Below are 19,261 nucleotides of genomic sequence, written 5' to 3'. Positions count from 1 at the left end.
GGTCTCCCTGGTCAGACTGGGACGGTCACACGGTCCGCGCCGAGACGGCGCAGCCACGTCTGGAGTTCACGGTCGGCGTTGTCATCGGGGCGTTGCGACCGGAGCACGGTCCAGGCCAGGATCCGCATGGATTCGAGCCGTTGCAGATAGCTCGAGGTGTACAGCGCCGCCCCGGCCCCGTCGGCGAACCTGCGCAGTTCGGCGGGCGCGACCCGGCGCGGGTCGGCCAGGGCCGAGAGGGGCCGCCCGCCGAAGGCCCGCATCGGCCGCTCCGTACACACCCGGACGATCTCCGGGAGAAGAGGCAGCGTCGCCCGCGCGACGAGCGCGGACTCCGGTGGCGCCGCATGCACGGGGTGGCGGTACAACCAGGTGCGCACGAGGTCGTCCCATGCCCCGGCGCCGTACCAGTACCGGCAGAGCGCGGCGTTGAACGCGATCCGCAGCATGCCCATCGGATGCGGATCGCCCGGTGGCATCCGGTACACGGCGGCGGTGGTGCCGTCCACGACGTCGGCCAGCGCCGGTACGGGCGCGTAGCCGGTCAGGACGAAGGCGACGACGTCGGCGGCGACTTCACCGGCCCAGCCGCTCCAGGCCTCCGCGGCGATCGGCGACGCGGGCGCGAGCGCGTCGTGCAGAGCGGTGGCGAGTTCGTCGGTCCACCTCGTCAGGTGTGCGATCTGGTGGCCGCCTTCGTGGATCAGGGACGTCGGCCGCGGCAGGTTGTGCCGGGTGATCTTGATCGCGGCGGCCGGTGAGAGCGATGCGTCCCACAGCCGTATCCCCGCGCGCAGAATCGATGCTCCGAGGCCCTTGTCGAGGTAGACCAGTACGGGTGGGACCGGGATGCCGAGCGGCCCGAGGATGCGGTCCATGGCGTCGACGGCCAGCAGATCCAGACCGCGCAGCAGCTCCGCCTGGCGTGGGCTGGTACGCGTACCGACGGCGTCTCCGAAGAAGTCGATCACGGTCTCGGCGCGGACGTAGGCCTGGCGCAGGGACAGCACCCTGTCCCGGAGCCGGGCGAGGTCCTCCCGCCCTGTGGCGCCCGGCAGTTGGGCCGTGAGCTGGTCGGCGCGGTCGACCACCGCCTGGGCCGACCTGGTCAGCCCGGCGCGGACGCCGGTGCCGAGGTAGGACTCGAGGCCGGCCCAGGCCTGTGGCGCGGCGATCATGTCGAGGTCGGTCAGTTCGAGGGCGGCGGCGCGCCAGTGCCGTAGCTCCGCCGCGAGCTGGGCGGTGAGGACGTCGACCCCCGGCTCAGCCACCGGTGCGCCAACCGGGAGTCACGGTCACGGCCGGCTCGGGCGGCGTGCCCCGAAGGCTCTCCCGCGTGACGCCTTCGAACACCAAGTTGATCGTGAGGCCCTGGGCCGGGTCGCGGACCGCTTCGGTGAGCTGCGCCGCCTGGCCCTGCAGCATCGCGGAGAGCCCGGTGTCGACGGCCGTCGCCAGTTGCTCCGCGGCCGCCTTCGCGGCCGCGGTGTCCGGCAGCAGGGACCGCTGCACGAGCCGGTCGGTCAGCCGGGGTATGAGGAAGCGCTGGTGCACCTGCTGTACCTTGCGCAGAGCGCCGGGCAGATCCGGGCCCTCGGCCCTGGTCAGCAGGGACAGCACTTCCTGGCCCTGCCGTTCACTCAGCCGCAGGGCGATCTTCAGCCGGGGCGGAGTGGCGGCGGAGTCCAGGTGCACACCGAGCCGTGCGCGTGGCCCGGCCGCACGCCCCGCCGCACGGCCTGCCGCGTGTCCTGTGGGCCGCAGCCGGACGAACCGGCGTCCGGGAGCGGCGCCAGGCCGGGCCGTCGGCCCGCCGCGCCCGGGTGCTGACGCGGGTGCGGGCCGGCCAAGTCCCGGCTCACCGAGCAGCAGTCCGGCGATCTCGGGGGTGAGCGGCGCGACTTCCTCCGCCGTGCCGTCCGCTTCCCCGGTGCTTCCGCGCAGGCTGTCGTCGTGGCGCAGGTGCCCGAGGTGGCCTCCGGGGAGCATCTCGTAGAGGTGGGCCTCGGCGGTGGTGGGCCATCGCTGGACGCCGCGGTCGAGGAGGTGCGACTCCAGCGTCCCGCCGTCGGGCCACGGCACCGCGCGCGCCACCTGCCTGCTGACCTGGATCTCGAACGGCCGCGTGTACTTGAGGAATCGGTACCGGGGGGCGGCCGACCGCGGCATCAGCACCCACACCCCGCTATCGTGGTCCGACTCCCGCTCGGGCAGGTCGGCGCGGAGCAGTCGGCCAGGCAGGTGGACAGCGGCGGCCTCGGCGAAGAACTGCTGCACGGCGGCGTCGAGCAGCAGCCGGTCGTCCTGCACCGCGGCGGGCAGCGCGAGCGCCCGCCGCGCCGTCGTCTCGACGGTTGCCGCGAGCGCCTCACCGGCAACGTCGGTCTCGGCCTCCGCCGGGACTTCGAGGCCGATGAGCTTCATGCCGACGTCGACGATCGGGCGGGCGATCTGCTTGGCGGGGCCGGGTCCGACCATGGTGCGCAGCAGGTCGGCGATGCGCTCGGCGATGAAGTCGACCACCCGCTGCCGACCGATGATCTTGAGGCCGAGTTTGATCAGCGGCAGCGCCGCCATCACGACGGGGAGGAACTGCTGGATCTCCGGCTTCGGATAGGAGCCTGCGGACAGTTCGGTGAGCCGTCGGCCCAGTTCGTGGCGGGCCGCGTCGAGCTCGCCGACCGGGTCGGGCGCTTCGGCCCCGGCGTCGGTCGCCGCCTCCGCGAGCACGCCGTCCGCCGCGATCTCGTCAGGGGCCAACAGCAGACCGATCATGTTGCGGTCGAACTCGCCGGCGAGCTGGGACGCGGCCGACGGTTCCGCGTCACCTGCGCCGCCCCCGGCGCCGACTCCACCTGTACCACGCGCGGCGTCAGAGACGCCCGCGCCGCTGGAACCACCAGCACTGCCGGCACCACCGGCAACACCGGCGCCACCCAGCTTCTTCGCGATCTGTTCCGCGATGGGGCGGACGGCCGCGGGCAGACGGTTCATCGCCGACTTGATCACCCGTGAGAGCAGCGGCCGGACGAGACCACCGAGCTTTTTGAGGAGCAACCCGACCGGCAGGATCTTCGAGACTGCCGCGATCCCCTTCTGCGCGATCTTGACGACACCCTTCACCAGGCCGCCCGCCTTCTTCAGCAGACCTCCCAGGAACTGCTCGAACACGACCTCGCGCGAGCCGACCGGCTCCGGAGCCATCGACTCCAGCACGGCGTCGAGATCCCGCGCCGACATCGCGGTGAGGTCCTCGTGCTCCAGCCGGGCGGCGACGCCGTCGAGCAACCGGTCGGACTGCTCGGCCAACGACTCGGCCCAGCTCAGCGAACCGGCCTGGGAGCCCTCCCCGGCCGACCACGCGGTCTCACTCCGCAGGTGTGCCGCGGCGGCGTCGTCCACGAGCTGGGCCACGGCGTCCTCGAACTCGTCGTCGGCGAGTTCGCCGAGCAGTTCGGCGAGCACGTCCTCGCCCGCGTCGGCCTCCTCTGTGTGCAGACCCGAGCCGAACGGCGAGTCGAGCACCACCCCGGTCACCGGCCGCGGACGTTCGTACGCCTCGGCAGAGTCCGCTGACAGACCGGCGAAACCCGCGAACGGGGACTGCAGCTCGGGCACGGTCTCGGGTGCGGACCTGGGTGCGGTCCTGGGTGCGGTCGGGCTCGTGGCCAACACGTCCATCGCCCTGCCTCCTTGCCCTCCGGTGCGGAGGTGGGCAACAGAATGCGGGGCGTCCGTAGCTCACCGCGTCAACCGGTCGTGTCCGGATCCGTAGGTTCCCGCGTCAATTCCCGGAGAACGTCGCCGAGGACGGCGGAGGCCTCCTCCACCGAGCCTGCCGCGATACGCCGCACGGGCACAGGCGAACCCGCCCCGGACCCCACCAGCAACACGGCGACCACCTGGTTGTCGTGCAGCCAGGCCCGTACGACCACGACGCGCCATGGCGGCGATTCCATGCCGTGAGTATGCGGTGGGGCCCGTCTCGCTTCCATCAACGCACAGGACGTTGACGATGGATTGACGCCCCCGCACACGGTGCGAGGATAGAGTCCGCGAACTACGCGGAGGAGGTGCACATGCCGCATCCTCTCAGCCCCGCTCCCGCTTCCGCACCATCCTCCGCTCCTGTGCTGGTACACCTCCTCAACGGGTTCCGTCTCGACATCGGACGGCACGAAGTCGTGCTGCCGGCCCACGCCCAGCGGGTGGTGGCGTTCCTGGCACTCACGCGCCCGTCCGGCGTGACGCAGCCCCGCACGGCGTTGGCCGAGCAACTCTGGTGCGACGGCCCCCGCCCCCGTGCCCAGGCGAGCCTGCGCACGGCGATCTGGCGGATCCGCCAGGCCGACGACCGGCTCGTACACGCCGACCGCGCCCACGTACACCTCGGCGCACTCGTCGAAGTCGACCTGGAGCGCAGCCTGGGCCAGGCCGGAAGGCTGCTCGACAAGGACGGCGATCTCGCGCCGGACGACGCGGCGACCACCGGCCTGGTCGCAGATCTCCTGCCGGGCTGGGAGGAGGAATGGCTGATCGTGGAACGAGAGCGCATCCGCCAGATCCGGATCCACGCCCTCGTGGCCCTGTCCCACCGGCTGCGCCGACTCGGCCGGTTCGTACCGGCCCTCGACGCCGCCTACACCGCGATCATCGCGGAACCACTGCAGGAATCAGCCCGCGCCGCGTTGGTCGAAGTGCACTTGGCCGAAGGCAATGTCGTGGAGGCGCGCAGACAGGTCGACCAGTACACGCGGCTCCTCTGGGACGAGATGCGGCTGACCCCCTCCAGCGCGCTGATGGGCCGGGCGCAGTGGCCGGGGGATGGAGCCGTGGCCGCGAAGTAACCGCTTGGCCGGCGCCGGACCGGGCACACAAGTGGCCGGTGATCTGTTCCGGTCCGCTCCTCTCCCAGCAGCCTTGCGCAGCCGTTCGAGCTTCCCGTGAACGTCACCCGCACGGAGCCGGCCGGATGCCGCGGGTCGGCCCGGTGAGGCGGCTGCGCCGCCGGATCCTGCCCCGCCTCGCGTACACCGAGCCCGACAGCCTCCTCGATCCTGCCAGGGCGTGGGAGCTGTTCGGCCCCGACCTGTGGCCAAGGGCGCTTTCGCCGGTCGTCCGGCAGGCGACGGCGCCCCCACCCGGGGACAGGCTCAGTCCTGCTGCTCGACGATGTTCTTCAGCACGCTCGTCGCTCCCATGCCGTTGGGCCAGCCGGAGTAGAACGCCAAGTGCAGCAGGGCCTCCTGCAGCTCCTCGTCGGTGACCCCGTTCTGGCGGGCGAAGGCGAGGTGGAACCGCAGCTGGTCCATCTTCCCGAGGGCGGTCAGCGCCGAGATGGTGACGAGGCTGCGGTCGCGCTTGGACAGGCCCTCGCGCTCCCAGACCTCGTCGAAGAGGACTCTGTCGGTGTAATGGACCATCCCCGGGGCGAAGTCGCCGAAGGCGTTCTTCCCGCCGGTCCAGCCCGTGCTCGTGTTCTCCGGCATGATCTCTCCCTACCTGCGACGACGTCCGTCACTCGATCTTCTCTGTGCGATGGCAATGACATCGCCGGACATGCCGAGCGCGGGAGTCCCCGGTGAAGGACGTACTGGCAGGGCATCCCTCACAGCAGCTTTGCGCTTTAGCGTGGAAGACATGGACGCCAGGAACGAAGCACGGGAGTTCCTCATGTCCCGTCGAGCGAAGGTCACCCCCGAGCAGGCTGGGCTGACGGTCTCCGGGCACCGGAGGGTGGCGGGCCTGCGCCGCGGCGAGGTGGCGATGCTCGCGGACGTGAGCCCGGAGTACTACGCCAAGATCGAGCGCGGCCACCTGACCGGCGTCTCCGACGCCGTCCTCGAGTCGGTCGCCAGGGCGTTGCAGCTGGACGACGCCGAGCGCGAGCACCTCTTCGACCTCGCCCGGGCCGCCAATGGCGCGGCCCGGCCCGTGCGCGGGCGCAGGCCGAAGAAGTGGGTGCCCAGGGACAGCCTGCTCCGTGCGCTGGAGGCCATCGACCGGGGGCCCGCGTTCGTGCGCAACGGCCGGATGGACGTCCTCGCCACGAACGCACTCGGGCGCGCCTTCTACGACGAGGTCTTCGACGGCCCCGGGCAAGGGAACCTGGCGCGCTACTGCTTCCTCGACGAACGGGCCAGGGCGTTCTACCCCGACTGGGAGGGGGCCGCGGACGTCACCGTGTCGATCCTGCGCACCGAAGCCGGCCGGGATCCCCGGGACAAGCAGTTGCACGACCTGATCGGCGAGATGTCCACCCGCAGCGACGCGTTCCGCACCCGGTGGGGCGCACACAACGTGCGCCGCCACGGATCGGGCACCAAGCAGTTCCACCACCACGAGGTCGGCGACCTCACCTTGACCTACGAGGGGATGGAGCTGACCGCCGAACCCGGGCTGTCCTTCCTCATCTACACCGCCGAACCCGGCTCGCCCAGCGAGGAGCGTCTGCGGCTGCTCGCGAGCCTCACCGCGACGTCCACGGCGGGGCCACCCCGCCTCGGGCACCCGACCACGATCCAAGAGAGATGACCATGCACTCCAGAACACTCGGACGCGGCCTGGAGGTCTCCGCGATCGGGCTCGGCGCGATGGGCATGTCCCAGAGCTACGGCCCCAACCCCGGCAGCCGCGAAGACATGGTCACGGTGCTGCGCTCCGCGGTCGACAAGGGCGTGACCTTCTTCGACACCGCAGAGGTCTACGGGCCCTACGTGAACGAGGAGCTGGTCGGCGAGGCGCTGGAGCCGGTCCGCGACCAGGTCGTGATCGCCACCAAGTTCGGATGGGACATCCAGGACGGCCGGAGCGTCGGCCTCGACAGCCGCCCCGAACAGATCCGCCGCGTCGCGGGGGAGTCCCTGAGGCGGCTCCGCACCGACACGATCGACGTGTTCTACCAGCACCGCGTCGACCCCGACGTGCCGATCGAGGACGTCGCGGGAACTGTCGGCGAGCTGATCGCCGAGGGGAAGGTCAGGCACTTCGGGCTCTCCGAGCCCTCGGCCGCCACCATCCGCGCCGCGCACGCCGTCCACCCCGTGACCGCGGTCCAGAGCGAGTACTCGCTGTGGACACGGGACCCCGAGGCCGAAGTGCTGCCCACGCTCGCCGAACTCGGCATCGGGTTCGTGCCGTTCAGCCCTCTCGGCAAGGGCTTCCTCACCGGCACCGTCGACACGTCCACGACCTTCACCGACGAGGACATCCGCCACCGGGTCCCGCGCTTCACGGCGAAGAACCTGGCCGCGAACCAGGCGCTCGTCGACCACGTACGGCGGCTCGCCGAAGTGAAGGGCGCGACGCCTGGCCAGATCGCCCTGGCCTGGCTGCTCGCGCAGCAGCCGTGGATCGTGCCGATCCCGGGCACCCGCCGCACCGCACGCATCCAGGAGAACAACGCCGCGACGGCACTCGCGCTGTCCGCGGACGAGGTCGCCGACCTCGACGGCCTCGCCCGGCGGGCCGGCGTCAGCGGCGATCGCTACAACGCCGAGCACATGACCTACGTCAACGGCTAAGAACGGCCCACCCGCGCCCGGCTCGAAACAGAGAGAAAGAACGAAATGCCTGCCAACGAGTTCGACCAGATCTTTCCGCTCGGGGAGAAGAACGACGCCTTCGCGCAGTACTTCACCGGCCAGAGCTACCTGGCTCCGCTCGCCTCGGGGAGCGTTCCGGTCAGCAATGTCTCCTTCGAGCCGGGCTGCCGCAACAACTGGCACATCCACCACGGCACGGGAGGCGGCGGTGACCAGATCCTGCTGTGCACGGCGGGCAGCGGCTGGTACCAGGCCGATGGCGAGGCCCCCGTCGGCATGGAGCCGGGAACGGTGATCCGCGTCCCGGCGGGCACGAAGCACTGGCACGGCGCGAAGGCCGACTCGTGGTTCTCCCACGTCGCCCTCATCACCCCTGGCGAAGACGTCAGCAACGAATGGCTCGAGCCCGTCACCGACGAGGCGTACGGCGAGCTGCCGAGGAACGGAGCGAACGCATGACCATCCTGGACGAGACCTACACGCTGTCCAACGGCGTCGAGATCCCCAAACTGGGGCTCGGCACCTGGTTCATCGACGACGACAAGGCGGCCGAGGCGGTCCGCGCCGCCGTGAAGACCGGCTACCGCAACATCGACACCGCCCAGGCGTACGGCAATGAGCGCGGCGTCGGGGAGGGCGTGCGCAGCGCCGGTGTGCCCCGCGACGAGTTGTTCGTCTCGACCAAACTCGCCGCGGAGATCAAGGACCACGGCCGGGCGGTCGACGCGATCGACGGGTCACTGGAAACACTCGGCGTCGAGTACATCGACCTGATGCTCATCCACAGCCCGCAGCCGTGGAACGACTTCCGCGGCGGCGACTACGCCGAGGGCAACCGCGAAGCATGGCGCGCGCTCGAAGAGGCGCATCGGGCCGGCAAGGTCCGCTCCATCGGAGTCTCGAACTTCACGGAGCGGGACTTGGAGAACGTCTTGCAGGGCGCGACCGTCGTGCCGCACGTGAACCAGCTGCTCGTCCATGCCGGCAACACCCCCTCGGAGCTTCTGAGTTACTGCGAGGGCAAGCAGATCCTCGTCGAGGCGTACTCGCCGATCGCGCACGGAGCGATCCTGCGCAACGCCGAGGTCCAGGCGATGGCCGAGAGGTACGGCGTGTCCGTCCCGCAGCTGTGCATCCGCTACACCCTGCAGTTGGGCACGGTGTCGCTGCCCAAGACAGCGAACCCCGAGCACATGCGCTCCAACGCCGAGGTCGACTTCGAGATCTCGGGCGATGACATGGAGGCCCTGCGCGGTCTGCGCGATGTGGACTACGGCGAGCACGGCGCGTTCCCTGTCTACAGCGGCAAGTGACGTCGAAATAGCGCTGGTTGGAGGCGGTGGCGCCCGCCATGACAGCCCTCGGGACCCGCCCCCGGCGCCGGAACCGCTTCAGAGCCCCGCAGCTTGCTGCGGGGCTCCTTTCGCAGTGGTGCCCGCAAGCGATCAGCGGACTGGGGGCGGCAGTGCGCTGCTGGGCAAGGCACGGTGCGCTGAGCTGAAATCGCACGGGCACGGACCGTCCTAGCGTGAGCCGCGAAGCAGTCGCCGCACGAACCCTCGTGCGGTTCGCCGAAGCCCGCTCGGTCCGAGCGCGCGGCCTCGACGTTCATCCGATGCTGTACGCCCTTGCAGGAGGTTGTCGAAAGGTGTCCACGATGCCGGTCGGCGGGTTGACTCCCCGCGCCAGCGACGACGCGGCGGACCTGGTCGTCCGCAACGCAAAGATCCATACCGGCGATCCTCGCCTCCCGCAGGCCGAGGCGCTCGCCATCCGCGACGGTGTCATCACCGCCGTCGGCGGCGACAAGGACGTGGCCGATCAGGTCGGTCCCGCCACACGGGTCGTCGACGCGCTCGGGCGCAGAATGATCCCCGGTCTCAACGACGCGCACCTGCACGTGATCCGCGGCGGCCTCAACTACGTACTGGAGCTGCGCTGGGACGGTGTGCGGACCCTGCGGCAGGGCCTGGCCATGCTGAGGGAGCAGGCGGCCCGCACACCCAAGGGGCAGTGGGTGCGGGTGGTCGGCGGCTGGTCGGCCGAGCAGTTCGCCGAGCGGCGCCTGCCCACCGTCGCCGAGCTGAACGCCGCCGCACCGGACACCCCGGTGTTCGTCCTGCACCTCTACCAGGCCGCGATCCTCAACCGTGCGGCGCTCAAGGCGGTCGGCTACGACAAGGACACCCCCGACCCCCGCGGCGGGCAGATCATGCGTGGCCGCACCGGTGAACCCACGGGCATGCTGCTGGCGGCACCCAGCGCCCTGATTCTCTACTCCACGCTGGCCAAGGCGCCGGTGCTCGACGAGGAGCACCGCGAGACCTCCACCCGTCACTTCCTGCGGGAGCTCAACCGGTTCGGCCTCACGTCGGCGATCGACGCGGCAGGCGGCTTCCAGAACTTCCCCGACAACTACGAGACGGTCACCGAACTGGCCAGGCGGGGCGAACTGTCCCTGCGCATCGCCTACCACCTCTTCCCCCAGACCGCGGGCCAGGAGATCGAGGACCTCACCCGCTGGATCGGCATGGTCCGTCCCGAGGACGGGGACGAGTGGCTGCGCCTCAACGGCGCCGGCGAGAACCTCACCTGGGCGGCGGCGGACTTCGAGAACTTCGCCGAACCGCGCCCCGAACACGCCCCCGACTACGAGGTGGAGTTCGAGAGCGCCGTGCGCCTCCTCATGGAGAACGGCTGGGGCTTCCGTCTGCACGCCACCTACGACGAGACCATCCGCCGCGACCTGGCGGTGTTCGAGAAGCTCGCCGCGGAAGGGCTCTTCCCCGGCGGCAACGGCTGGCTGTTCGACCACGCGGAGACCGTCTCCGCCGACAGCCTCGACCGCATCGCCGCCCTCGGCGGCGCCATGTCGGTGCAGAACCGGCTGTCCTTCCAGGGCGAGGCGTTCGTACGCCGCTACGGGATCGGAGCCGCCGCCGACGCACCGCCCGTCCGCGCGATGCTGGGCCGGGGCCTGACCGTGGGGGCCGGCACCGACGCCACCCGGGTCTCCTCCTACAACCCGTGGGTCGCGCTGCACTGGCTGGTCACCGGCCGTACCGTCGGCGACCTCACCCTGCACCCGCCGCACAACCGCGTCGACCGGGAAACGGCCCTGGAGATGTTCACCACGGCCGGTGCCGCGCTCACCGGCGAGCAGGACCGCAAGGGCGTCCTGCGCCCGGGTTTCTACGGGGATCTCACCGTGCTGTCCCAGGACTACTTCACCGTCCCGGACCCGGAGATCGCGGACATCGAGGCCCTGGTGACCGTCGTCGGCGGCCGCATCGTCTACGCCGCCGGGGAGTACGAGGGCATCGACGAGGAGATGCCCGCGGTGACCCCCGCGTGGAGCCCGGTGGCCCACTTCGGCGGCTACCAGGCGACCCCGGCACACGCCAGGCCGGGAGTGCGCCAGGCCGAACTGCTCGGTGAAGCCGTCGCCGAATCGGAGCTGCACCGCCAGTGGCGCGCCCGCCGTGGCCTGGCCTCAGAGACCGACAGCCCCGTCCTCGATCCCTGCTTCTCCCTCTGAGCCGGACTGCCCCGCGCCTCTCGGCTCCCTTCCCTCCGGTTCCTTCCTTCCTCCCGGTCGCGCGACCGCTCGTCCGCGACCGTCGCAACCCATCACAGAAAAGGCATCCTCATGGTCAACATCGCCGAAGTCACCGCCGCCCCCAGCCCGGACCTGCTGACCCCCGACAACTGCGCGGTGCTGTTCGTGGACCACCAGCCGCAGATGTTCTTCGGCACCGGCAGCGGCGACCGCACCGCGATCATCAACGCGACGGTCGGCCTGGCGAAGGCCGCCAAGGTCTTCGACGTACCGACCGTCCTGAGCACCGTCGCCGCGGAGTCGTTCTCGGGACCGCTCATGCCGCAGCTCGCGGACGTCTTCCCCGGGCAGAAGATCGTCGACCGCAGCACGATGAACGCCTGGGAGGACGAGGCCTTCGTCGAGGCCGTCAAGGCCACCGGCCGCGAGAAGCTCGTCATCGCCGGGCTGTGGACCGAGGTCTGTGTCGTCCTGCCCGCGCTCTCCGCGCTCGCCCAGGGCTACGAGGTGTACGTCGTCACCGACGCCTCCGGCGGAGTCAGCCCGCAGGCCCACGAGCACGCCGTCCAGCGGATGGTCCAGGCCGGCGTGGTGCCCGTCACCTGGGTGCAGGTCCTCCTCGAACTCCAGCGTGACTGGGCCCGCACCGACACCTACCTGCCCGTCATGGACGTCGTGAAGCAGAACGGTGGCACCTACGGTCTCGGGGTCGTCTACGCGCAGGCCGTCATCGGCGAGCACGCCGCCGGCTGACCGGCTCCCCACGACCGACAAAAGCACGTCAGGAACAGCAGGACAGCAGGAACAGGCGGACAGACGCGATGGACAGCGGATTGCTGGTGCTCCGGCTGGTGGTGGGACTCCTCATCGCCGGACACGGAGTGCAGAAGGTCAGTTTCCGGCTGGGCGGCGGCGGACTGGCCGGAGGGACCGAGGAGTTCCGCCGGGACGGGTTCCGCGGCGGCCGGCTCACCGCCCTCGCCGCGGGCGGCAGCCAGATCGGTGCCGGCCTGTTCCTGGCGGCCGGTCTCCTCACCCCTCTGGCCTCGATGGCCGCCATGGGCGTGATGACGGTGGCCGGCACCGTCAAGTGGCGCAAGGGCCTGTGGGTCCAGAACGACGGCTACGAGTACCCGTTGGTCCTCGTCACCGTCGCCGCGGCCCTCGCCCTCACGGGCCCAGGGCGCTGGTCACTCGACCACGCCCTGGGACCGGTCTCCTGGCCGCTGTGGGTCGCCCTCGCCGCCCTGGCCGCCGGCCCGGGCACCGGACTGATCACTCGCATCGCGCTGCGGCACCAGCCCGGCGACAGCACGCAGGAAAGGACGCGGCATGCGCAGATCGCTGACTGACGCCGCCCACACACTCGTTCCGCCCAAGGGGGACCGGCATGGCCCGCTGCCCCCCTTGCTTCTGGTACTGACGGTGGTGACCGGTCTGATCGACGCCGTGAGCTATCTGGCGCTCGGCCGGGTGTTCGTCGCCAACATGACAGGCAACGTGGTCTTCCTGGCATTCGCGCTGGCCGGCGCGCCAGGACTGTCCGTCCTCGCCTCCCTGGCCTCGATGGCCTCGTTCCTCGCCGGAGCGCTGGCGGGAGGACGTCTCACCACGCGACTGGCGTCCCACCGCGGCCGACTGCTCGCCGCGACCACGGCCGTTCAGGTCCTCCTCGTCGCCGGAACGGTCATCGCCGTCGCCGTCGCACATGGCGAGGTCACCACCCCGGTCCGCTACACCCTCATCGTGCTGCTCGGCATCGCCATGGGAATGCAGAACGCGGTGGCGCGGCGGCTCGGGGTCCCGGACCTGACCACGACCGTCCTGACGCTCACCCTGACCGGACTGGCCGCGGACTCCTCCCCGGCGGGCGGGGCGGCCCCCCGTCCCGGCCGACGCGTCCTCTCCGTCGTCGCCATGTTCCTCGGAGCCCTCGTGGGCGCCCTGCTCCTGCTCGACGCCGCGCTCCTTCTCGTCCTGGCTCTGGCGCTGTTGCTGCTCACCGCGGTATCGCTGTCCGCCTACCGCCTGTCCGCCCACCACCTGTCGGCCTCCGCGCCCGAGTGGACCAGGCCGACGTCGTGAAACTCGCCGACAGCCCGGCGTGGGCACCGCTCGCGGCGCGTGTCTTCCGGGCCCTGTGGATCGCCCAGCTGGTCTCCAACACCGGGAGCTGGATGCAGACGGTCGGCGCGCAGTGGCTGCTCGTCGGGCACAGCGCGGCCACCGTGACCCTCGTGCAGACCGCATCCAGCCTGCCCGTGGTGCTGCTCGCCCTGCCCTCCGGCGTCCTGGCCGACCGCTTCGACCGGCGCAAGATGCTCCTGGCCTCCCAGGCCGCCATGTTCGCCGTCGCCACCGTGCTGACCCTGTCGGCGTTCAGGGGCGCCCTCACCCCCGGCCTCCTGCTCGCCCTCACCTTCCTGCTGGGCTGCGGAACCGCCCTGATGGGCCCGGCCTGGCAGGCCGTCCAACCGGAACTGGTGGAGCGCGCCCAGCTCGGCCAGGCGGCCGCGCTGGGCGCGGTGAACATGAACCTGGCGCGGGCCGTGGGCCCGGCCCTGGGCGGTGCGGTGGTGGCCGCGGCGGGGCCCGGCTGGGTCTTCGCCTTCAACGCCCTGTCGTATCTGGCCGTCATGGCGGTCCTGCTGCGGTGGCGGCGGGCCGAGCCCGTGCGGAATCCCGCGTACGGCGAAGGGCTTCTGGCGGCCGCGCAGGCGGGGCGCCGCTACGTCTGGCACGCTCCCGGAGTCCGCCGCGTTCTGCTGCGCACCGCCCTGTTCATCCCTGGCGGCGCCGCCATGTGGTCCCTGCTCCCGCTCGTGGCGAGCCGCTCCTTGGGGCTCGGGTCGGGCGGATACGGGCTTCTGCTCGGCGTGGTCGGTGCCGGTGCGGTGGGCGGCGCCTTCGCCCTGCCCGCCGTCCGGCGAAGGCTCACTGTCAACGGCATCCTCGCCGTGGGCACGGCGGTCTTCGCCGGTGTGCTGGCGGTGCTGGCCACGACCCGGCAGCCCTGGCTCGCGGCGGTCGCGCTGCCGGCGGCGGGGCTGGGGTGGATCAGCGTGCTGTCCACGCTCAACGCCGCTGTCCAGCAACGGCTGCCCGGCTGGGTCCGGGCCCGCGGACTCGCCGCCTACCTCGTCGTCTTCCAGGGAGGACAGGCGCTGACAGCGCCGCTCTGGGGCCTGCTGGCCCAGTGGATCGGGCTCGACGGCGCCCTTCTGACCGGCGGCGTCGTGCTGCTGGCCGGAGCGGCGAGCTTGCGCCGGTGGCCGCTGAGGGGGACGGACGGTATCGACCCGACCGTGTCCGACCACTGGCCGGTGCCACCCCTGCGGTTCGAACCAGGCCCGGCCGACGGCCCCGTACTCGTCTCCGTCACCTACCGCGTCGCACCCGCGAACGCCGCCGCCTTCACCGACCGCATGACCCTTGTGGCCCGCTCACGTCGCCGGACCGGAGCCCTGTCCTGGGGGCTCTACCAGGACGGCAAGGACCCGGAGCGTTTCATCGAGAACTATCTGGTCGCCTCCTGGGCCGAGCACCTCGCCCAGCACCACACGCGGCTCACGGCCATGGACCGCCGCCAGGAGGAGCACGCCCGCGCCCTGCTGATTTCGCGCACCGCGCCCGAGGTGACGCACGCCTTCGACACCGGCGCCGGACCGGTGGCGTCAAGACAGCGACGGACCAGTGCCGGAGATGACGAGACGCCTCTCAGCTCAGCGCTCCTCTGACAGGAACTTGTCCACCACGGCGTTGAACGCCGGCGGGTTCTCCAGGAAGGGGTAGTGCGACGAGGCGACGTCGGTGGGGAATATGTGCAGCTGGGCGTGGGGAATCCGGCGGGCGACATAGCGCTGGGAGTCGGGGCTCACATGGCTGCCGTCGCAGCCGATCACCAGCGTCGGCACGTCCACCCGGGGCAGCACGTCGCGCCAGTCCTGCGCACAGTGGTCGAACAGCAGCGGCACCCCGGCGTACGCGGGCGTCGACCTGATCTCCCGGGCGACGAAAGCCAGGATCCCGGGGTCGGTGGCACCGGAGAACATGGAGCGCACGAAGTCCTGGCGGGCCCGCTCGCCGTCCGGTCCGGACAGTGCGGCGCCGAGCTCCAGCAGCGCCGGAACGTCGAAGATGGCCCCGGACTCCCGCTGTTCCTCCGGCGTCATCCACGGGACGGCCGCGACGGCCGCGGGCTGGTCGACGGCGACGAACCGGCGGATCCGGCCGGTGCCCCACTGGTCCATGAAGCTCCACCACACGGACACCCCCATCGACCAGCCGAGAGCGTCGACACGGTCCAGACCGAGATGGTCGAGGAGTTCGAGCACGTCACGGGCGAGCCGGGCGATGCGGTAACCGTGCCGGGGCTTGCCCGACGCGCCGTGACCGCGCAGATCGACGGTGATGACGCGGCGCGTGGGAGCCAGACCGCTCACCTGGTGCCGGAACATCTCCTGGGTCTGCCCCCACCCGTGGAGCATGACCAGCGGAACCCCGTCGCCCTCACTGTCGCGATATGCGAGCCGCGTACCGTCGCTCGTCGTCAACTCGCCCACGATGCCCCTGTTCTGCCCTGTGCCGGGTCAGCCGACCGGCGCGCGAAGATCTTTGTACAGAACGCGACGAAGGCCGGGCAAATTTCCTGTTCTGTCAGTGCCCCCTTCTTTTCTCTCAGTGCACAAGGCCGACGGTCGGACGAGAGCGGGAGCGGCTCCGTGGGCGGCGACGTGCCAGGCCCGGAGCAGTCCCCTGCCGTGGCACCACGTCGCGAACTGGACAGAAGGGGACGACCCGCATGTCCGACCTCACACTGTTGAAAATTTGATCTGCTCGTTTCACGCCTTGTAGAAAGAAGGCCGCAGAGGGGGCGGTCATGGACGAACAGACGCGCCGGGCACACGTGGGCAGCGATGCGCTGCAAGGACTCGTGGAGGAGCTCGCTACGAGACTTCGCCGTTCCGTCGTCGTGGACGACCCCCTCGTCCGGTTCATCTGCTCCAGCAGACACTTCGAGGACGCCGACCCGGTCCGCATCCGCAGCCTGCTCCAGGGCCGGGCCGACAGCGAGATCATCCGCTACGTCCTCGACCAGGGCGTCGGCCAGTGGACCCGGCCGGGCTACATCCAGGGCCGCGACGACCTCGGTTTGCTGACGCGCTACTGCGTGCCGCTGCGTGAACGCGGACACCTCCTCGGCCTGCTCATGGTCGTCGCGCCCGACGGACATCTGACGCCGGAGGAGACCGACACCATCACCCGCGCGGCCGCGGACGTCGCGGCCCAGATGTACGCGGACCGGGCGGCCGCCGATTCCGACGGCGCGCTGGAGCGAGAACTGCTGGCGTCCCTGCTGGGCACGAGCTCCACCGCCCGTGACGCCGCCCGGCAGCGCATCGTCGACGGCGGACTGCTCCCCGACGCCCCGCACGTGGTGGTGACCGTCGTCCAGGTGACCCCCTCCCACGAGCCGACGGGCCAGATCGAGGTGGCTCTGCGCGGTGCGCTGGAAAGCCTCACACGCACGCGCAACGCGCACGGCCTCCTGGCCGTCGACGCCGACCACGCCGTTCTGCTCCAGGTCAGCGAACGCGTGATACCCGAGCGTGAGCTGACGGAGCAGTCCACCCGGGCCGTCGAAGCCCTCAGTACCTACCTGGACGCATCGGCGGAGCCCGTACTCGGCGTCGGCGGCAGCCAGACTTCCCTCGCCGACGCATGGACCTCCTACAAGCAGGCGCTGGTGGCCGCTCGCGCCGCCCGTCGCATGCCACGCCTCAAGCGCGTCGGAACCTGGGAGGAGCTCGGCGAGTACGCCGTACTCCTGCAACTGCCCGACCACGCCCTGAACGAGTCCCTCCTGCCGAAGCCACTGCGCATGCTGCTCGACGCACCTGGCGGTCAGCGGCTCGAGGAGACCCTGCGCTCCTTCCTGGAACACGCCGGATCGATCCCCAGGACCGCGGAGGCACTGCAGATCCACCGCACCTCCCTGTACTACCGGCTGCGGCAGGTCCAAGAGGCCACCGGCCTGGACCTGGACGACGGCGGCGACCGCCTGATCCTGCATCTGGGCCTGCGGATCAGGGACCTGCTGGTCACCTCCGAGGGCGCCGGCGTGATCTGAGCCGCCGTCCGCCACTACAGAGTGATGAAGATTCTCCCGGCCGATCCCTACGGAGCGCGGTAGTGGCGAAAGGCCGTGTCGAACCAGAATGAGTCAGGCAGGAGCCGCCCCCTTGCGGAGGGGCGTGCGGCAGCCGCACCTCAGAACTGACGAACACGGCACGACTGGAGCCCACTGTGACCACGCCGGTCATATCGCATGCACAGAGACGGACAGAAGAAGCATCCGGAGAACGAACTGCCGGAACGGACCGGGGAGATGATTCCGGTCATTGCAGAACCCTTCCCTGGCTCGCCCGGGAAGAAGACGGGGACAGCCTTTACCTGGGGCTCCGTGAGCCCAGCTCTGCGAACCCGTCGGAATCCCGCGGCCTGATTCTCCAAGATGCTCTTACGCCTGGGAGTCTCCGAGGTGACGATCGCTTCGTGTTCTTTCGAGTCCCCTGCTTCTACCTGGGGATCACCGGGGAGGAAGCCCGCCGTCTGGCGGGCACCGAAGTCGGCGGAGACGGCGGTGTCGGAGCACTGGTCTCACGCTTCCTCAGCGCTCTGATCGGCGAGGACGAGCTGTGCAACTCGGCGAGCGGCAGGAGGCTCTCCCTCAACGCGGTGGACCTCGTCTCCCTCCTCGTGGCCGAGCTTCTGGGGTCCTACCCCGCCGAACCACCGTCAGGCGGGCACGAGATGCTCGCACGTATACGGAACCACATCGAAGAGAATCTGATGGACCCCGACATGTCGCCGCAGTCCATCGCGCGCGCCCATCACATCTCCGTCCGCTATCTGCACAAACTCTTCCACAACGACGGCACAACGGTCGGTTCGTGGGTACGGCAGCGCAGGCTCGAATCCTGCCGCATGGATCTGGGACGGCCGTCGAACCGCCGGCGCACCGTGGCCGCGGTGGCACAGAACTGGGGATTCGCCAGTCCTTCGCATTTCAGCCGGCTGTTCCGCCGCGCGTACGGCGTATCGCCCACCGAATGGCAGATGTCGACCTTCACCCGGACTTAGACGCATTTCCTTCTTCAGGCCGCTCCGCTCATGAGGACCCATTCATGCCTGCTCCTGTGCCCACCATCGTGCTCGTGCACGGCGCGTTCTCCGACACCTCCGGCTGGCTCGGAGTCATCGACGAACTCCAGCGTCAGGGCCTCACGGTCATCGCGGTGGCGACCCCGCTGCGCGGCCTGGCGTCGGACGCCGCGTACGTCGCCTCGGTGACCGGACGTATCGACGGACCCGTCATCATGGTCGGCCACTCCTACGGTGGCGCGCTGATCACTGTCGCAGGCGTCACGGACAACGTCGTCGCTCTCGTCTACGTCGCCGCCCACATCCTGGAGAGGGGCGAGAGCCCGGCCGAGCTGGAAGGCCGCTTTCCCCCTCCCGCCCTGGCCGGGCACCTCAGGCGGGGAACCTGCACAGCCTCAGCCGGTGGGCTCGTCGACGAGGTCAGTATCGACCCGGAGGCCTTCCCCACGGTGTATGCCGCCGACGTCTCCGCCTCGGTCGCCCGGGTGCTCGCCGCCGCTCAACGGCCCCTGGTCGTGGCCGCGTTCGAGGAGAAGGCCACTGCCGCCGCCTGGCACACCAAGCCCGTATGGGCCCTGGTCGCCGGCGCCGACCGGGCCATCAACCCCGATGTCGAACGCTTCGGCGCCGAACGCGCCGGAGCCGTCGTCGTCGAACTCGACGGCGCTTCCCACGCCGTCGCCGTGTCCCGCCCCAAGGATGTGGCGGACCTCATCCTCGACGCTGTCCGCGCCACCGGCTGACCGATCCCGCCCGCCCACGGGTGGACGGCGTGGAAAGCGCCGTCCACCGACAGGCCGTAGAGGATGCGCTACTCGGCCCGCAGGGCGGCGAGGCGCTCCTCGAAGGGGGTCACCGCGAAGCCGTCGGCCGGGTCCACCGAGGTGATCGCGCCCGTGAGGGAGCGGGGTGCGATGGCGGCGGCGGTGTCCACGTCCGGGGCCGCGTCGGCGGCGGCCGGGGCCATGAACCGGGCCAGTTCGGCGCCCGCGCG

The 19,261-nt window shown here is 70.7% G+C and carries 18 protein-coding genes and 1 pseudogene; 13 read left to right on the top strand and 6 right to left on the bottom strand.

Annotated features, from left to right (window positions below; genetic code table 11):
- Positions 1-11: 11 nt before the first annotated feature.
- The 3 genes from ACH4RC_RS27915 to ACH4RC_RS27905 all read right to left on the bottom strand — a co-directional run bounded on the left by ACH4RC_RS27915 (position 12) and on the right by ACH4RC_RS27905 (position 3,959).
- Positions 12-1,271, bottom strand: a complete 1,260-nt coding sequence (locus ACH4RC_RS27915) for a hypothetical protein (RefSeq protein ID WP_398205816.1) — start codon at positions 1,269-1,271, stop codon at positions 12-14.
- Positions 1,264-3,681, bottom strand: coding sequence for a hypothetical protein (locus ACH4RC_RS27910; RefSeq protein WP_398205815.1), 2,418 nt, complete (start codon positions 3,679-3,681; stop codon positions 1,264-1,266). Before ACH4RC_RS27910 ends, ACH4RC_RS27915 begins: the two co-directional genes overlap by 8 nt.
- 68 nt (positions 3,682-3,749) lie before the next feature.
- The gene (locus ACH4RC_RS27905; RefSeq protein WP_398205813.1) at positions 3,750-3,959 is read right to left on the bottom strand and encodes a hypothetical protein; all 210 of its coding nucleotides are present in this window, start codon (positions 3,957-3,959) and stop codon (positions 3,750-3,752) included.
- A gap of 171 nt (positions 3,960-4,130) precedes the next feature.
- Here ACH4RC_RS27905 and ACH4RC_RS27900 point away from each other — a divergent pair, with 171 nt between their 5' ends.
- The gene (locus ACH4RC_RS27900; protein ID WP_398205812.1) at positions 4,131-4,847 is read left to right on the top strand and encodes a BTAD domain-containing putative transcriptional regulator; all 717 of its coding nucleotides are present in this window, start codon (positions 4,131-4,133) and stop codon (positions 4,845-4,847) included.
- Positions 4,848-5,153: 306 nt separating this feature from the next.
- Here ACH4RC_RS27900 and ACH4RC_RS27895 read toward each other — a convergent pair whose 3' ends face one another.
- Complete coding sequence (locus ACH4RC_RS27895; RefSeq protein ID WP_398205811.1) at positions 5,154-5,489, bottom strand: carboxymuconolactone decarboxylase family protein; 336 nt, start codon at positions 5,487-5,489, stop codon at positions 5,154-5,156.
- A gap of 151 nt (positions 5,490-5,640) precedes the next feature.
- On the opposite strand from ACH4RC_RS27895, the gene ACH4RC_RS27890 reads away from it, so the two are divergent.
- The 9 genes from ACH4RC_RS27890 to ACH4RC_RS27850 all read left to right on the top strand — a co-directional run bounded on the left by ACH4RC_RS27890 (position 5,641) and on the right by ACH4RC_RS27850 (position 14,840).
- Positions 5,641-6,534: a helix-turn-helix transcriptional regulator gene (locus ACH4RC_RS27890; RefSeq protein ID WP_398205810.1), complete on the top strand. Its 894-nt coding sequence runs from the start codon at positions 5,641-5,643 to the stop codon at positions 6,532-6,534.
- Positions 6,535-6,536: 2 nt separating this feature from the next.
- A complete protein-coding gene (locus ACH4RC_RS27885) occupies positions 6,537-7,523 on the top strand; it encodes an aldo/keto reductase (protein WP_398205809.1) in 987 nt (328 codons plus the stop codon).
- 45 nt (positions 7,524-7,568) lie between these two features.
- On the top strand, positions 7,569-8,003 hold the full coding sequence (locus ACH4RC_RS27880; RefSeq protein ID WP_398205807.1) for a cupin domain-containing protein: 435 nt from the start codon (positions 7,569-7,571) through the stop codon (positions 8,001-8,003).
- Positions 8,000-8,857, top strand: coding sequence for an aldo/keto reductase (locus tag ACH4RC_RS27875; RefSeq protein ID WP_398205806.1), 858 nt, complete (start codon positions 8,000-8,002; stop codon positions 8,855-8,857). Before ACH4RC_RS27880 ends, ACH4RC_RS27875 begins: the two co-directional genes overlap by 4 nt.
- A gap of 335 nt (positions 8,858-9,192) precedes the next feature.
- Positions 9,193-11,082, top strand: a complete 1,890-nt coding sequence (locus ACH4RC_RS27870) for an amidohydrolase (protein WP_398205805.1) — start codon at positions 9,193-9,195, stop codon at positions 11,080-11,082.
- A gap of 111 nt (positions 11,083-11,193) precedes the next feature.
- The gene (locus tag ACH4RC_RS27865; protein ID WP_398205804.1) at positions 11,194-11,856 is read left to right on the top strand and encodes a hydrolase; all 663 of its coding nucleotides are present in this window, start codon (positions 11,194-11,196) and stop codon (positions 11,854-11,856) included.
- A gap of 68 nt (positions 11,857-11,924) precedes the next feature.
- Positions 11,925-12,455: a DoxX family protein gene (locus ACH4RC_RS27860; RefSeq protein WP_398205802.1), complete on the top strand. Its 531-nt coding sequence runs from the start codon at positions 11,925-11,927 to the stop codon at positions 12,453-12,455.
- The gene (locus ACH4RC_RS27855) at positions 12,436-13,188 is read left to right on the top strand and encodes a YoaK family protein (protein WP_398205801.1); all 753 of its coding nucleotides are present in this window, start codon (positions 12,436-12,438) and stop codon (positions 13,186-13,188) included. The genes ACH4RC_RS27860 and ACH4RC_RS27855 overlap by 20 nt, the downstream gene beginning before the upstream one ends.
- Positions 13,167-14,840: an MFS transporter gene (locus ACH4RC_RS27850; protein ID WP_398205800.1), complete on the top strand. Its 1,674-nt coding sequence runs from the start codon at positions 13,167-13,169 to the stop codon at positions 14,838-14,840. The genes ACH4RC_RS27855 and ACH4RC_RS27850 overlap by 22 nt, the downstream gene beginning before the upstream one ends.
- Here the strand turns inward: ACH4RC_RS27850 and ACH4RC_RS27845 are convergent.
- On the bottom strand, positions 14,826-15,665 hold the full coding sequence (locus ACH4RC_RS27845; RefSeq protein ID WP_398205798.1) for an alpha/beta fold hydrolase: 840 nt from the start codon (positions 15,663-15,665) through the stop codon (positions 14,826-14,828). The two genes, ACH4RC_RS27850 and ACH4RC_RS27845, sit on opposite strands and share 15 nt — an antisense overlap.
- A 317-nt stretch (positions 15,666-15,982) precedes the next feature.
- Between ACH4RC_RS27845 and ACH4RC_RS27840 the strand changes: the two genes are divergently transcribed.
- The 3 genes from ACH4RC_RS27840 to ACH4RC_RS27830 all read left to right on the top strand — a co-directional run bounded on the left by ACH4RC_RS27840 (position 15,983) and on the right by ACH4RC_RS27830 (position 19,010).
- Positions 15,983-17,233, top strand: coding sequence for a PucR family transcriptional regulator (locus ACH4RC_RS27840; protein WP_398205797.1), 1,251 nt, complete (start codon positions 15,983-15,985; stop codon positions 17,231-17,233).
- 425 nt (positions 17,234-17,658) lie between these two features.
- Entirely contained in the window at positions 17,659-18,246 is a 588-nt protein-coding gene (locus tag ACH4RC_RS27835) for a helix-turn-helix domain-containing protein (protein ID WP_398205795.1), read from the top strand.
- Positions 18,247-18,290: 44 nt separating this feature from the next.
- On the top strand, positions 18,291-19,010 hold the full coding sequence (locus ACH4RC_RS27830) for an alpha/beta fold hydrolase (protein WP_398205793.1): 720 nt from the start codon (positions 18,291-18,293) through the stop codon (positions 19,008-19,010).
- A gap of 68 nt (positions 19,011-19,078) precedes the next feature.
- On the opposite strand, the pseudogene ACH4RC_RS27825 reads toward ACH4RC_RS27830, so the two are convergent.
- A pseudogene (locus tag ACH4RC_RS27825) lies at positions 19,079-19,261 on the bottom strand (hydroxymethylpyrimidine ABC transporter substrate-binding protein); the annotation flags it as partial.

The sequence above is a fragment of the Streptomyces sp. NPDC016845 genome, assembly GCF_044332585.1.
Classification (GTDB): domain Bacteria; phylum Actinomycetota; class Actinomycetes; order Streptomycetales; family Streptomycetaceae; genus Streptomyces.
Note: the sequence above shows the minus strand (reverse complement) of the source record. Positions and strands in the feature narration are given on the sequence as shown.

Coding starts and splice junctions, on each gene's coding strand:
- ACH4RC_RS27910 (WP_398205815.1), bottom strand. CDS start 3,681: ATGGACGTGTTGGCCACGAGCCCGACCGCACCCAGGACCGCACCCAGG.
- ACH4RC_RS27905 (WP_398205813.1), bottom strand. CDS start 3,959: ATGGAATCGCCGCCATGGCGCGTCGTGGTCGTACGGGCCTGGCTGCAC.
- ACH4RC_RS27895 (WP_398205811.1), bottom strand. CDS start 5,489: ATGCCGGAGAACACGAGCACGGGCTGGACCGGCGGGAAGAACGCCTTC.
- ACH4RC_RS27890 (WP_398205810.1), top strand. CDS start 5,641: ATGGACGCCAGGAACGAAGCACGGGAGTTCCTCATGTCCCGTCGAGCG.
- ACH4RC_RS27885 (WP_398205809.1), top strand. CDS start 6,537: ATGCACTCCAGAACACTCGGACGCGGCCTGGAGGTCTCCGCGATCGGG.
- ACH4RC_RS27880 (WP_398205807.1), top strand. CDS start 7,569: ATGCCTGCCAACGAGTTCGACCAGATCTTTCCGCTCGGGGAGAAGAAC.
- ACH4RC_RS27875 (WP_398205806.1), top strand. CDS start 8,000: ATGACCATCCTGGACGAGACCTACACGCTGTCCAACGGCGTCGAGATC.
- ACH4RC_RS27865 (WP_398205804.1), top strand. CDS start 11,194: ATGGTCAACATCGCCGAAGTCACCGCCGCCCCCAGCCCGGACCTGCTG.
- ACH4RC_RS27860 (WP_398205802.1), top strand. CDS start 11,925: ATGGACAGCGGATTGCTGGTGCTCCGGCTGGTGGTGGGACTCCTCATC.
- ACH4RC_RS27855 (WP_398205801.1), top strand. CDS start 12,436: ATGCGCAGATCGCTGACTGACGCCGCCCACACACTCGTTCCGCCCAAG.
- ACH4RC_RS27840 (WP_398205797.1), top strand. CDS start 15,983: ATGGACGAACAGACGCGCCGGGCACACGTGGGCAGCGATGCGCTGCAA.
- ACH4RC_RS27830 (WP_398205793.1), top strand. CDS start 18,291: ATGCCTGCTCCTGTGCCCACCATCGTGCTCGTGCACGGCGCGTTCTCC.